Source organism: Micromonospora narathiwatensis, assembly GCF_900089605.1.
In the GTDB taxonomy this organism is placed as follows: Bacteria; Actinomycetota; Actinomycetes; order Mycobacteriales; family Micromonosporaceae; genus Micromonospora; species Micromonospora narathiwatensis.
In genome coordinates this window covers 5,848,516-5,860,892 of sequence record NZ_LT594324.1, presented here as the reverse complement: position 1 = coordinate 5,860,892, position 12,377 = coordinate 5,848,516, and the positions used below count along the sequence as shown (strand labels likewise).

Here is a 12,377-nt window from a genome sequence, read left to right as displayed (position 1 = left end):
TGCGACAAGCATCGAACCGGCGTAGGGTTGTCTCATTCAAAGAGACATAAGGACACGAAGCGATGATCTACGCTACGGCCGATCTGACCGACCGCGACCGGTCCGTGCTGGCGGAGGTCCACGACATGCGGCGCAGCTTGGCCGATGTCATCCGCACCCCGCGTCGCTGGACCGGCGGGCTGCGTAGAACCTTGCTGGCCAAGGCGATTCTCGGCTCCAACAGCATTGAGGGATATGTCGTTGCCGAGGACGACGCCGCTGCCGCGCTGGAGGACGCGGAGCCCCTGAGCGCCGACGATCGAACCTTTGCCGAGATTCGTGGCTATCGGCAGGCCCTGGGCTACGTTCTGCAGAGCGCCGACGACCCCCACTTCCGCTTCGACACATCGGTCATCCGAAGCATGCACTACATGATGCTGTCGCACGACCTGGCAAAGAGCCCGGGGCAGTACCGCAAGGGCCCGATCTATGTGCACGACGAGCGGACCGACCGACGTGTGTACGAGGGTGCGGACGCCGATCACGTGCCCCAGTTGATGGAGGAACTGACCGCGCACCTACGTTCCGACGACACCACGAACCCGCTTGTCAAGGCCGCGCTGGCCCATCTGAACCTGGTGATGATCCATCCGTTTCGCGATGGCAACGGGCGTATGGCCCGCGCGCTCCAGACGCTGGTGCTGTCTCGAGAGGCGATCGTCGAGCCGGCCTTTTCCAGCATCGAGGAATGGTTGGGAAGCAACACAGAGGACTACTACCGGGTCCTGGCAATCACTGGTAAGGGACGCTGGAGTCCCGGAGGGTCGGCGGCTCTGTGGGTGGCATTCAATCTGCGTGCTCATCACATGCAGGCGCAAACCGTCGCCCGGCGGTTTCAGGAGGCCTCGGCGATCTGGAGGGAACTGGACGCCGTGGTGAGCGCAGGGAAACTCCCGGAGCGTGTCACCGGACTGCTCTACGAGGCAGTCCTGGGATACCGTGTCCGCCGCCCCCTCTACATCAAGCTCACCAACGTCGAGGAGCGCACCGCCACCCGCGATCTGACCCGCCTTGCTGACCAGGGCCTGCTAGAGGCACGAGGAGAGAGGCGGGGCCGACACTACGTCGCCGGCCCTGCCTTGGCCGAGGTCCGGCAACGGATCCGCGAACAGCGTGCGCCTATCACGGATCCTTATCCGGAAATGCCGGTTGTTCTAGCCACCGAAGCAGCCGCCCTGTCAAAGTGATTGCGCCGGCCGGCTCACCGACCGGAGTAACGGGATCTCGGTCAGCGCCGCTTGGCGAACTCCACGAACGCCGCCCAGCCCGCCGGGGAAAAGGTGAGCACCGGACCCTGCCGGTCCTTGCTGTCCCGCACGCCGACCACGCCCGGCAGATTGTCGGCAACCTCTACACAGTCGCCCGAGTTGCCGCTGCTCCGGGTGCTCTTGCGCCAGACCGCGCCGGTCAGGTCCATGCCTCTGCCGCCTCCGAGATCGCCGCCAGGGTGGCCCCGTGCGGCATCGCCTCCGCCCGCACGGACTCCCAAATCTGTTGCAGGGAGTGTACGTCCACCTTCCGCTCGACGATCGAGCCCTGCAACTGGTTTTCGAGGTATGCGATGTCGCCGCCCTCGGGCGGCGTGGCGATGACGAAGGCTCCGTTCAGGCCCGGGTAGGCGCCCGTGCCGCGCGGCACCAGGTGCAAGTGGACGCGAGGGCGGCGGCCCACCTCGATAATGTGGCGCAACTGCTCCTGCATCACCTTCGGGCCACCGACGGGGCGTTCCAGCACGGTGTAGTCGAGCACCGCCACGAACTGCGGCGGCGCGGGCCGGGTGAGCACGGCCTGTCGGGCCAGCCGCGCGGCAACCTGCTGCTCCATCTCGTCGCCGACGAGCTGGCTCGCGCCCTCGTGCAGTGCCCGGGCGTAGTCCTCGGTCTGGAGCAGGCCGGGCACCACCAGCGGCTGGAAGCTGCGCAGCGCCGTCGCCTCCTGCTCGATCGTCACCCACTCGCGGAACCACGGCATCAGGCTTTCCTTGATGATGGTCTCCCGGATGCGGACCAGCAGACCACCGGCCTGGAGCGCGTCGTCGCACCGCAGGGTGAACTCCTCCCGGGGCGGGCGGCGGCACTGCTCGACCGACGCCACCAGCGAGGCGGAGTAGTTGATGCGCTCGGCGAGGGCCTCCTGCGACATTCCCGCGCCGACGCGCAGGCGGCGCAACTCCCCGGCGAACAACTCCAGCATGGGCAACCGTTTCATCTGCACACCTCTGCACACCTCTGGACACGGGGGCGGGCCGCTCGTACGGCCGGCTCGGTGGGGGCAAAACGCCTTCCGACAGTAGTGCCGGGGTCACCAGACTGTCACGCAGCGGAGCCGCTCCCATCCAGAAAGGACGGGGTGGTTCCTGCCCGGGGCCCGCCCCTCCTTCCCCCGATGCGGGCGGGCCCCCTCACCGATGCGAAGGAGGCGTACATGCGTCTGCGCTGGTTGCGGTGCCGGGGCGCGGCGATCCCGGCCCTGCCCCGCCGAGAACGGGGCGAGAATCTGCCGGAGTGGATGCGTCAACCGACCCGCCCGCTGCCCACCATGAGCCCCGGGCGGGTCGGCAACCTGACCCCGGCCCAGCAGTGGCGGGCGAACGGTGGTCGATGGCACCGGCAGACCACCTCGGACGACCGGCCGTGATCAGCCACCAGCTCCCGCAGCCCGGCGACGGCCCGGCACCGGACCGGCCCCGGGCGTACCCGGCGCACGCCACGCCGCACACCCCGCTGCGCCCCATGTGGTGCTGCCGCGCCTGCGGTCAACCCTGGCCCTGCCCTCAGGCCCGCCTGCTGCTCAAGGCGGAGTACGCCGAGAATCAGATCGGCCTGTCGATCTACCTCTGCGGGATGCTCTACGCGGCGGCCCGGGACCTATACCAGCTACACCCGGACGACGGCCCGGCCCCGGCCGACCTGTTCACCCGCTTCGTCGCCTGGGGGCCGTACCGCCGCCGCCCGCCGGACCTGTCGCCATAGCTACGCCGGCCGTCAGCGGCCACCCCTACCATGTCGCCCATGGCTCGGCTGTATGTCCGCCCCGGCGTCAATCCCGACGACCCCCACATGCCCGTGGCCGTCCTCGTCGTCGATCCCGACGGCACGCCCGGGGAGCGTGCCGTGGCCCGGCTCGGCGGGTGCTGCTACGAGGGCGACGGGGTGTTTTACCTGGTGCAGACCGACGGTTGGGCAGAGCGCTCCCTCGCCGGCGGTCGGCTGACGGTCGACATCGCCGTCTACCTGGCCGTGTTACGGCAGGTCGGCGTGGACCCGGCGAGCTTCCCAGGGCGGTCGGCCGTCGACCCGCAGGCCGTGGTGGTCCTGCGCGGCGAGACGGCGGCCGACCCGGCGCTGTCCGCATGCCTGGCCGAGGCGACCGCCGTTCTCACCGCGGGCCCGGACGTTCCGCTGGACGAGCTACTTGCCTCCGAGGACGACTGGCCGATGGTGGTCGGGCCCCCGCCCAGGGCGTGACCCGGCTCCGGTGATCGAGCACGCCCGCCGGCGTCAGCGCCAGCCGACGTCGATCCGGTCGCCGCGCTCGTCGAAGAAGTGCAGCGCGTCCATGCGTACCTGGACGGCCAGCGGGTGCCCCGCCGACACCGCCGGGTACGGCGCGAGCCGGACGGCCAGCTCCGCCGGGCGGCGGTGGTGCCGGCCGGGGTCGGGAAGGACGCTGGTCCGGTTACCGCCGCCGACCGGCGCGGGGGCGGCCGGGGACTCCACCGACCGGCCGGCGAACCGCTGCACGACCTGACCGAAGCGGCGCAGCCCCCGCTGGCCGGGCGCCGCGTTCTCCACCGAGCTGCCCATCTCGTCCACGACGATCGCGGTGGCGCCGATGTCGAGGAAGGCCAGCGACTCGTGGCCGTGGTGCTCCAGGTAGCGGATCCGCCCCTGGAGCACGTGACCGGGGGCGTCCGGGGCGACCGGGGTGAGCGCCTCGGCCCGCATCCCGACCACGATCCGCTCGCCGTGGTAGTGCGCCACGGCCCGGCTGCGGATGTCGTCCCAGGGCAGGTAGAGCGCCTGCTCGCCGAGGTTGAGCGCCACGTACCGGTCGAGGTGGACGTAGACCGACGCCTCCAGCAGGTTCATTCGGGGGCTGCCGAGGAACGCGGCGACGTAGAGGGTGGCCGGCCGGCCGTACACCTGGGTGGGCGTGCCGACGTCCTGGAGCACACCCTTGCGCATGATGGCGACCCGGTCGGCCATGGTCAGCGCCTCGGCCTGGTCGTGCGTGACGTAGATGGTGGTGACGCCCAGTTCCCGGGTCAGTCCGGAGATCTCGGCGCGCAGCTCGGCGCGGAGACCGCTGTCCAGATTGGAGAGCGGCTCGTCCATCAGGAACAGCCCGGGGCGGCGTACGATCGCCCGACCCATCGCCACCCGCTGCCGCTGGCCGCCGGAGAGCTGGCTGGGCTTGCGGCCGAGCACGTCGCCGATGCCGAGAGCGCCGGCCACGTCGTGGATCCGTTCCCCGCGCGGGCCCGGCTCGACCCCGGCCAACCGCAGCGGGAACCCGATGTTGTCGCCCACGGTCATGTGCGGATAGAGGGCGAAATCCTGGAAGACCATGGCGATCCGCCGCTCCCGCGGCGGCAGGTCGTTGGCGACCTCGCCGTCGAGCATGACCGCGCCGGTGCTCGGATCCTCCAGCCCGGCGACCATGCGCAGCACCGTGGACTTGCCGCAGCCGGAGGGGCCGAGCAGCACCATGAACTCGCCGTCGTTGACGTCCAGATTGATGGTGTCGACCGCGACTGTCCCGTCCTGGAACACCTTGGTGACATCCTTGAGCGCGACGGTGGTCACCGTCTCCTCCCCATGCTCGCGGCCGAGACCCGGTGATGACTGTGACCAACATCATCGAATTAGCACATCGGGTAAACGTGCCATGTTCGGCTCGTGACAGCCCTATTAAGGCGGCCCCGACAGTCCCGCCCCCGTCGGGCGGGGTTTCAGGCCGGCTCGTCGAGGAAGACCCGGCGGACCACCCGCTCGGCGGCGTGGCCGTCGTCGAGCGCGCAGAACCGGCTACGGAACCGCTGTCGGGCCCGCTCGGCCGGCTCCGCGCGGAGCGCGCCGGAACGGAACACGTCGAGCAGGGCGGGGAAGTCGAGGGCCACCGCGCCCGGCGGCTCCGCGATCAGGTCGAGGTAGACACCCCGGATCACCCGGTACGCGTCCCAGTCCGGGGCGTACACGACGATCGGCCGGTCCAGCACGGCGTAGTCGAACATGGCCGAGGAATAGTCGGTGACCAGCACGTCGGCGGCGAGGTACAGGTCCTCCACCGGCTCGTGGGCGCTCACGTCCAGCGCCCCGCCCCGCGTCGGGCCGCCGGGGTGCCGGTCCCGGTCGTGGAAGTAGTGGCTGCGCACCAGCACCCGTCCGGCCGGGCCGAGCACCTCGCGCATCCGGTCCGGGTCGAACGGCGGACGCCAGCCGGGCAGGTGCTCCCGGTGCGTCGGCGCGTACAACACGACCGTCTCGTCGGGGCCGACGCCCAGCTCCGCCCGGGCCTGGCGGCACTGCTCCGGGGTGGCCAGCGCCAGCCGGTCGTTGCGCGGATAGCCGACCTCCAGCCCGGTGAACCCGGCCGGGTACGCCCGCTCCCACATCTGCGTCGAGAAGCTGTTCGAGGTGACGCTGAAGTCCCACCGGTCCACCCGGCGCAGCAGCCGGGCGAAGTCCATGTCCACCGCGCCGAGCGGATACCGCTGCTGGTCCAGCCCCATCACCTTGACGGGCGTGCCGTGATGGGTCTGGAGGTGCACCGAACCGGCGCGCTTGCGGACGTGGTCCGGGAAGTTGACGTTGTTGACCAGCCAGCGGGCCCGGGCCAGCACCCGGTAGTAGTCCCGGGTGCCGGCCACCACGTACTCGACGCCGGGCGGCAGGCTGGCGACCCGGTCCGGCCGGACGATCCACACCCCGCGTACGTGGGGGGCCAGCCGGCGGGCGGCGGCGTAGATCGCGGCCGGGTTGCAGGCGTACCCCCGATACCAGTACGCGGCGTAGACGGCGAGGGTCGGGTCGAGCGGCCGGCGCAGCTCGGCCCGGTAGTACTCGCCCAGCACGGCGTCCCGCGTCCCCCGGACGGCCCGCCGGGCCACCGGCAGCACCCGCCGCCGGACCCGGCGGACCGAGCGGCGGGCCTGCTCCTCGGTCTGGTGGGCGGCGCGGAGGGCGCTGAACGTCCGCCAGCGCCCGGCGGCCACCAGCCGGTGCTTCACCCCGTCCAGCCCGGGTGGCACCGGGTAGCCCTCGGGCGGCAGGAAGCGTACGTAGTCGTCGTGCATCCGGGCGAAGAAGACGGGCCGCAGTTCGGGGGCGATCCGCTCGCCGTTGCCGAGCACGGTCAGGTAGTGCCAGATCATCCGCTCGAAGATCCCGGGGCGGAGCGCGGCCACCCCGGGGCCCCACCGGTCCATCAGCCGGAACACCCGGTGCCACTGGGCGAACACCTCGAAGTGCCGGTCCCCCCGGGTACGGGTGATCGCCCCGGTCCGGCGTTGCCGGTAGTTCAGGCAGATCCGGTCCAGCACGCCGATCCGCTCGGCGGCCATCAGCACCGGGTAGCTGAACGAGACGTCCTCGTACCAGCCGGGTTCGAAGCGCGGCCCGCGCTCGATCAGGAACTCCCGCCGGACCACCTTGTTCCAGGCGGTGTGCAGCAGCCGCATGGTCTGCGGCCGGTCCCGCAGCCGGAACGTCTCCTCGCCGGGCGACTCCGGGAACACCTCGGGCATCGCGCTGCGGGTGCCCACGTTGTTCCAGTACGCCCGGACGTGGTCGACGATCAGCACGTCCGGCCGGGTGGCCGTGAGCCGGTTCGCCACGTGCGGCAGGCAGCCGGGGACCAGCCAGTCGTCGGCGTCGACGAACCAGACGTACTCGCCGGTGGCTCGGTCCAGCCCGACGTTGCGGGCCGGACCGAGCCCCACGTTCTCGGTGAGCCGGACCGGACGGACGCGGGAATCGCGGTCCGCGTACTCGGCCAGCACCTCGCCGCAGCCGTCCGGGGAGGCGTCGTCGACGCCGATCACCTCCAGGTCGGCGTACGGCTGGCCGAGGATCGAGTCGAGACACTCCCGCAGGTAGCCCTGCACCTCGAAGGCCGGTACGACGAAGCTGATCAGGGTCATCCCGGCCGGCCCTCCGTCAGCCCGGCGAGCGGTCACCCCCACCCACCGGGGTCGGTGCCCGTCGGGCGCGGGCCGGCAGGACCACCCAGGCGAGGACCACGCTCGCGACGAAAACCACGAGAAGGTACGCACCGAGTGTAACCAGCGCAATACTCGTTATCCCGATGATCGCGGCCAAGGCCAGGATCGCCGAACGGCCGTCCCAGCCCAGCGTCCAGCCGTGCAGCGGCGGGGCCGACTGCCGCTTCTCCAGCCGCGCGGTCAGGTCGTAGTGGTGCAGGGTGAGCACGAAGACGTACCCGAAGATCAGCCAGGCCGGCGCCCCGCCGACCACCCCGACCGCGATGGCGAAGAGATACTCGCCGGCCCGCAGCGCGGCCGGCACCAGCCAGGCCACCGGCCCGCAGTGCGGCGCCCGCGTGCCGAGCGCGCCGACCAGCAGCACCAGCAACGCCAGCAGCACCGCCCAGCCGGGCAGCCGGTCGCCGGCGTGCACGGTGAACAACGCCCAGACCAGCAGGGCCGCCGCGACGAGCGCGCCGAGTACCGCGAGCGCCAGCGGGCCGGGCCGGCGGACGGCCGGCACCGCCCGGGCCCACGGCCCGTCGTCGCGGTGCAACGTGGCGTCGACGGTCTCCATCACCGGCACCCGCATCCAGCGGGACCGCAGGGTCCGCAACGCGCCCGTGTACGCGAACGCCAGCACCCCCCAGACCAGCACCGCGCAGAGCGCCACCAGCGGGCCGAAGAGCGCGGCAGCCAGCGCGATCAGCGCCCAGCGCTCGCCGATCGGAAAGACCACCGTCCGCTTCAGCCAGTACGACACCGAGCCGGTGTCCGCCTGCACCTTCGTCGAGGCGGCGTTCAGCCTGCCGCCGATGCCCCCGGTCTCCCCGGTCTCCCCGGTCGCCGGGCGGGGCCGTCGGGCCGCCTCGTCGTGCAGCGCGCCGTACCAGGTGTCGGTCATGTGCCGCACGGTCTGCAACGTCATCGCGGCGATGGCGAGGGCCCAGCCGTAGCGGAAGCCGGCGTGCGTGGCGCCGTAGCCGAGGCCGGCGTAGACCAGGTATTCCTTGGCCCGGTCGGCCATGGTGTCCAGCCAGCCGCCCCACGCGCTGAAGTGCCGGGTGTAGCGGGCCAGTTGCCCGTCCACGCAGTCGAGCACGAAGCCCAGGTAGAGCAGGATCGCCCCGGCGACCAGCGCGGGCCGCCCGCCGGCCCCGAACAGCAGCGCGGCGGCGACCGCGAAGGCCACCGAGATCATGGTCACCGCCGTCGGGCTGAGCCGGAGCCGGGCGGCGGCCTTCGTCACGTACGGGGACCAGGTGCTGACGAAGAACGTGGTGAAGAAGTCGTCCCGCTCCTTCACCGACAGCCGCAGCTCGGCCCGGTCCTCGTCGACCGCGGCCACGGCCGCCTCGGCCACGGCCGCCTCGGCGGATGTGCCGACCCGGTGCGCCACGAACAGGCGTACCCGGTGCGCGAAGGTCAGCGCGCCGCACGCCGTGAGTTCGGCGAAGAGCCGGTCCACCGCGCCCGCCGGGGCCCGACCGACGGCCGCCGCCTCGGCCGCGGCGGCGAGGGCCGGCAGGTCGGCCGCGCCGACCCGCAGCGCGCCGCCGAAGACCCCGGTCGCGTCCGCCGGGTCGCCGACCGCCACCACCTGGCCACGCTCCTCACGGACCGACGCCTGCCCCGGCGCGGGCGGGTCGGTGAGCACCAGGGCCACCGTCGGCCCCACCGGGCTGGTCGCCAGGTGCCGGAGTACGGCCGTGTGCGCCACCAGGTCGGCCCCGCTGACCAGCACCGGGCCGGTGGCGCCGGCCACCAGGGCGGCCAGCTCGGTCAGGTCGGCGGCCACCCGCACGTCGCTCGCCCCGGCCCGCCGCCACTGCCCGACGAGCCGGTCGACCAGTCGCTCCCCGACACGGGTGGTCAGGCTCGCGGCCGGTTCGGCGGCGAGCACGATCGCGAGCGTCACCGCTGCGCTGCGCTGGCGTACGCGTGCAGCGCCTCGTCGATCGTCCCGTCCACCGTCAGCCGTCCGGCGTCGAGGTAGAGCCCTCGACGGCAGAACCGGGTGAGGTCCTTTTCGTTGTGTGACACCAGCACGAGGGTGCGCCCTTCCGCGAGAAGTCGCTCGATGGTCGCATAGCACTTCGCGCGGAACTCCGCGTCCCCGACGGCGGTCACCTCGTCCACCAACAGAATGGGATGCGGCAGGTGGGCGATCACCGCGAAGCCGAGCCGCACCTTCATACCGGAGGAGTAGTGCCGGACCGAGGTGTCGATGGAGCGTTCGACCTGCTCCCCGGCGAACGAGACGATCTCGTCGAAGTGCCGCCGCAGGTACGCCGTCGACAGCCCGTGCAGCCCGCCCACCAGGTACAGGTTCTCCCGACCGGTCAGGTCGTTGGAGAAACCGGCGGAGAGTTCCAGCAGCGGAGCCACCGCCCCGCGTACCCGGATCCGGCCCTCGTCGGGGATCAGCACCCCGGCGATCAGCCGCAGCAGGGTGCTCTTGCCGGTGCCGTTGCGCCCGATCACCCCGACCGTCTCGCCCGGCTCGATCCGGAAGGACACGTCCCGCAGCGGCCAGAACTGGCCGGCGGTGCTGTTCCGGCCGCCCCGGTGGATCAGCAACTCGCGCAGCCGGAGCTGGCGGCGCCGGTTGCGGACGAACCGGATGCCGAGCCCTTCCGCCTCGATGATCGCCGTCATTCACAGTTCCTTGAGCACGGCCGGTTCCAGCCGGCGGAACGACCACCAGCCGACCGCCAGCACCAGCAGGCTGCCCAGCACGGTGACGGTGAGCAGCCGGGCGTCGGGAAACTCGTCCGGATACCAGATCGAGTGGTGCAGCTGGAAGATGCCGACCAGCGGGTTCAGCTCGTAGCCGAACTTGACCCAGGCCGGCATGCGGGAGTCCCGGACCAGGCCGAGCGGATAGATGATCGGGGTGGCGTAGAACAGCACCCGGATGATCAGCCGCATGAAGCGCTCGATGTCGCGCATCAGCACGTTGAGGGCCGAGAGCAGCAACGCGAACCCCGCCAGCAGGACGAACTGCACCGACACGGCCAGCGGCAGGGCGAGCAGGGTCCAGCCGACATGGATCTTCCCGTGCGCCGCGTAGATCGCCGCGATGCCGGCCAGGATGGGCAGGCCGGCGGCGTACTCGGCGAAGCGACCGGTGACCCGGCCGATCGGGAAGACCTGCCGGGGCAGGTTCATCGTGGTGATCAGCCGGGCCTGCCCGGTCAGCGCGTTCGTCGCCTCGTTGAGCGCGGAACTCGTCCACATCCAGGCGAAGATCCCGGTGATCAGGAACAGCGGGTACGACCCGGCGGCGTCGCCCAGGTGCCGGCGGGTGGCGCCGGAGTAGAGCACCCCGAAGACGAACCAGTAGATCAGGCCCATGCCGAGCGGCTCGATGAGCGACCAGAGGTAGCCCAGCACGGACTGCTGGTACTTCACCGCGAGGTCCCGCTTGACCAGGATTCGCAGCGAGTTGCGGGCCGACCAGAGCGCGGCGACGCCTGTCGTCACCGTCCCATCCTCCCCCGCGCCGCCCACCATCGACAGCGGTACGCGCCGGGTCACCCCATCGGGTTCAGCACTCGATCACGTTCACCGCGAGGCCGCCCCGCGCCGTCTCCTTGTACTTGACCTTCATGTCGGCGCCGGTCTCCCGCATCGTCTTGATCACCTTGTCCAGCGACACGGCGTGCACCCCGTCGCCGCGCAACGCCAGCCGGGCGGCCGTGATCGCCTTGATGCTGGCCACCGCGTTCCGCTCGATGCACGGAATCTGCACCAGCCCGCCGACCGGGTCGCAGGTGAGGCCGAGGTTGTGTTCCATGCCGATCTCGGCCGCGTTCTCCACCTGTTCGGGCGTGCCGCCGAGCGCCTCGGCCAACCCGGCGGCGGCCATCGAGCAGGCCGAGCCGACCTCGCCCTGGCAGCCGACCTCGGCTCCGGAGATCGAGGCGTTCTCCTTGAACAGCACCCCGATCGCGCCGGCGGCGAGCAGGAAGCGGACCACGCCCTCGTCCGAGGCGCCGGGCACGAACCGGGTGTAGTAGTGCAGCACGGCCGGGATGATCCCGGCGGCGCCGTTGGTCGGGGCGGTGACCACCCGACCGCCCGCCGCGTTCTCCTCGTTGACCGCGAGGGCGAACAGGGTGACCCAGTCCATCGCGCGCAGCGGGTCGCTGGCGTCGGCCTCCGCCTCCAGGCTCCGCCGCAGCTCGGCCGCCCGCCGGCGGACCTTCAGCCCGCCGGGAAGGACGCCGTCCCGCTCGCAGCCGGCCTCGACGCACTCCCGCATCACCCGCCAGATGTCCAGCAGCCCGGACCGGACGTCCGCCTCGCTACGCCAGGACAGCTCGTTGGCGAGCATCACCTCGCTGATCGACAGGCCGGTGCCGGTGGTCACCGCCAGCAGCTCCGCCCCGGTCAGGAACGGGTAGCGGACGAGGGTGGTGTCCGGCTTGATCCGGTCCGCCCCGGCCGCCGCCTCGTCGACCACGAACCCGCCGCCGACCGAGTAGTACGTGCGGGACCGCACCAGCACCCCGGCCCGGTCGTACGCCGCGAAGGTCATCCCGTTCGGGTGGTAGGGCAGCGAGCGGCGCCGGTGCAGCACCAGGTCCCGGTCCGGGTCGAAGTCGACCTCCTGGGTGCCGAGCAGGCTGAGCCGCCGATCGGCTCGGATCCGCTCCACCCGGGGCCCGACCGAGTCCGTGTCGACCGTCTCCGGCGCCTCGCCCTCCAGCCCGAGCAGCACCGCGCGGTCGCTGCCGTGGCCGTGCCCGGTCGCGCCGAGCGAGCCGAACAGCTCGGCCTGCACCCGGGCGGCGTCGGTGAGCAGCCCGTCCGCCTTGAGCCCGGTCACGAAGGTACGGGCGGCCCGCATCGGCCCGACCGTATGCGAGCTGGACGGCCCGATGCCGACGCTGAAGAGGTCGAAAACACTGATCATGGCTGCACTTTCCTCGCCGTCGTACCCGTCGTGCGGGTCCGGCCCGGGATGTGCCGCTCCCGGTCCGGGGCGGCGGGCGGCACCCGGGGTGTGGGCGCCCGACCGGCGAGCCTACCCGCCCAGGTCAGCCCCCGCCCTCGGCCCCGCAGACCCATCGTCCGCCCCGCCCGTCTCCCCGCCGTCACAGGCCCGCCCCGCGCCCCCCGCCCC

Annotated in this window: 11 protein-coding genes and 1 pseudogene; 4 read left to right on the top strand and 8 right to left on the bottom strand. The window is 71.9% G+C overall.

Features of this window, described 5'->3' with window-relative positions; genetic code table 11:
• Positions 1-62: 62 nt before the first annotated feature.
• On the top strand, positions 63-1,226 hold the full coding sequence (locus GA0070621_RS25840) for a Fic family protein (RefSeq protein WP_091200608.1): 1,164 nt from the start codon (positions 63-65) through the stop codon (positions 1,224-1,226).
• A gap of 41 nt (positions 1,227-1,267) precedes the next feature.
• On the opposite strand, the gene GA0070621_RS25835 is transcribed toward GA0070621_RS25840, so the two are convergent.
• Both GA0070621_RS25835 and GA0070621_RS25830 read right to left on the bottom strand, forming a co-directional pair.
• Positions 1,268-1,456: a DUF397 domain-containing protein gene (locus GA0070621_RS25835; RefSeq protein WP_091200606.1), complete on the bottom strand. Its 189-nt coding sequence runs from the start codon at positions 1,454-1,456 to the stop codon at positions 1,268-1,270.
• Positions 1,447-2,247 carry a helix-turn-helix domain-containing protein gene (locus GA0070621_RS25830; protein ID WP_091202860.1) on the bottom strand — a complete coding sequence of 267 codons (801 nt, stop codon included), beginning with the start codon at positions 2,245-2,247 and terminating at the stop codon, positions 1,447-1,449. Before GA0070621_RS25830 ends, GA0070621_RS25835 begins: the two co-directional genes overlap by 10 nt.
• A 216-nt stretch (positions 2,248-2,463) precedes the next feature.
• Between GA0070621_RS25830 and GA0070621_RS25825 the strand changes: the two genes are divergently transcribed.
• The 3 genes from GA0070621_RS25825 to GA0070621_RS25815 are packed head-to-tail and all read left to right on the top strand — an operon-like array spanning position 2,464 to position 3,506.
• Positions 2,464-2,676 carry a hypothetical protein gene (locus tag GA0070621_RS25825; protein ID WP_091202858.1) on the top strand — a complete coding sequence of 71 codons (213 nt, stop codon included), beginning with the start codon at positions 2,464-2,466 and terminating at the stop codon, positions 2,674-2,676.
• A complete protein-coding gene (locus tag GA0070621_RS25820) occupies positions 2,673-3,011 on the top strand; it encodes a hypothetical protein (protein ID WP_091200604.1) in 339 nt (112 codons plus the stop codon). Before GA0070621_RS25825 ends, GA0070621_RS25820 begins: the two co-directional genes overlap by 4 nt.
• A 39-nt stretch (positions 3,012-3,050) precedes the next feature.
• Positions 3,051-3,506: a hypothetical protein gene (locus GA0070621_RS25815; RefSeq protein ID WP_091202856.1), complete on the top strand. Its 456-nt coding sequence runs from the start codon at positions 3,051-3,053 to the stop codon at positions 3,504-3,506.
• Positions 3,507-3,539: 33 nt separating this feature from the next.
• Here the strand turns inward: GA0070621_RS25815 and GA0070621_RS25810 are convergent, their stop codons facing one another.
• The 6 genes and pseudogenes from GA0070621_RS25810 to GA0070621_RS25785 all read right to left on the bottom strand — a co-directional run bounded on the left by GA0070621_RS25810 (position 3,540) and on the right by GA0070621_RS25785 (position 12,167).
• Positions 3,540-4,847 (bottom strand): ABC transporter ATP-binding protein, encoded by a 1,308-nt coding sequence (locus GA0070621_RS25810; protein WP_091200602.1) that lies wholly within the window; start codon positions 4,845-4,847, stop codon positions 3,540-3,542.
• Between the two features lie 146 nt (positions 4,848-4,993).
• Entirely contained in the window at positions 4,994-7,183 is a 2,190-nt protein-coding gene (locus tag GA0070621_RS25805) for a bifunctional glycosyltransferase/CDP-glycerol:glycerophosphate glycerophosphotransferase (protein ID WP_091200600.1), read from the bottom strand.
• 16 nt (positions 7,184-7,199) lie between these two features.
• On the bottom strand, positions 7,200-9,164 hold the full coding sequence (locus GA0070621_RS25800) for a DUF5941 domain-containing protein (RefSeq protein ID WP_091200598.1): 1,965 nt from the start codon (positions 9,162-9,164) through the stop codon (positions 7,200-7,202).
• A pseudogene (locus GA0070621_RS25795) lies at positions 9,161-9,766 on the bottom strand (ABC transporter ATP-binding protein); the annotation flags it as partial. The pseudogene GA0070621_RS25795 and the gene GA0070621_RS25800, both read right to left, overlap by 4 nt.
• Positions 9,767-9,904: 138 nt before the next feature.
• Positions 9,905-10,732: an ABC transporter permease gene (locus tag GA0070621_RS25790; RefSeq protein ID WP_091202855.1), complete on the bottom strand. Its 828-nt coding sequence runs from the start codon at positions 10,730-10,732 to the stop codon at positions 9,905-9,907.
• A gap of 64 nt (positions 10,733-10,796) precedes the next feature.
• A complete protein-coding gene (locus tag GA0070621_RS25785) occupies positions 10,797-12,167 on the bottom strand; it encodes an L-serine ammonia-lyase (protein WP_091200594.1) in 1,371 nt (456 codons plus the stop codon).
• Positions 12,168-12,377: the final 210 nt, after the last annotated feature.

Bases quoted from the DNA above. Each gene is read 5' to 3' on its own strand.
- GA0070621_RS25840 (WP_091200608.1), top strand. From the start codon at position 63: ATGATCTACGCTACGGCCGATCTGACCGACCGCGACCGGTCCGTGCTG.
- GA0070621_RS25835 (WP_091200606.1), bottom strand. From the start codon at position 1,456: ATGGACCTGACCGGCGCGGTCTGGCGCAAGAGCACCCGGAGCAGCGGC.
- GA0070621_RS25830 (WP_091202860.1), bottom strand. From the start codon at position 2,247: ATGAAACGGTTGCCCATGCTGGAGTTGTTCGCCGGGGAGTTGCGCCGC.
- GA0070621_RS25825 (WP_091202858.1), top strand. From the start codon at position 2,464: ATGCGTCTGCGCTGGTTGCGGTGCCGGGGCGCGGCGATCCCGGCCCTG.
- GA0070621_RS25815 (WP_091202856.1), top strand. From the start codon at position 3,051: ATGGCTCGGCTGTATGTCCGCCCCGGCGTCAATCCCGACGACCCCCAC.
- GA0070621_RS25805 (WP_091200600.1), bottom strand. From the start codon at position 7,183: ATGACCCTGATCAGCTTCGTCGTACCGGCCTTCGAGGTGCAGGGCTAC.
- GA0070621_RS25785 (WP_091200594.1), bottom strand. From the start codon at position 12,167: ATGATCAGTGTTTTCGACCTCTTCAGCGTCGGCATCGGGCCGTCCAGC.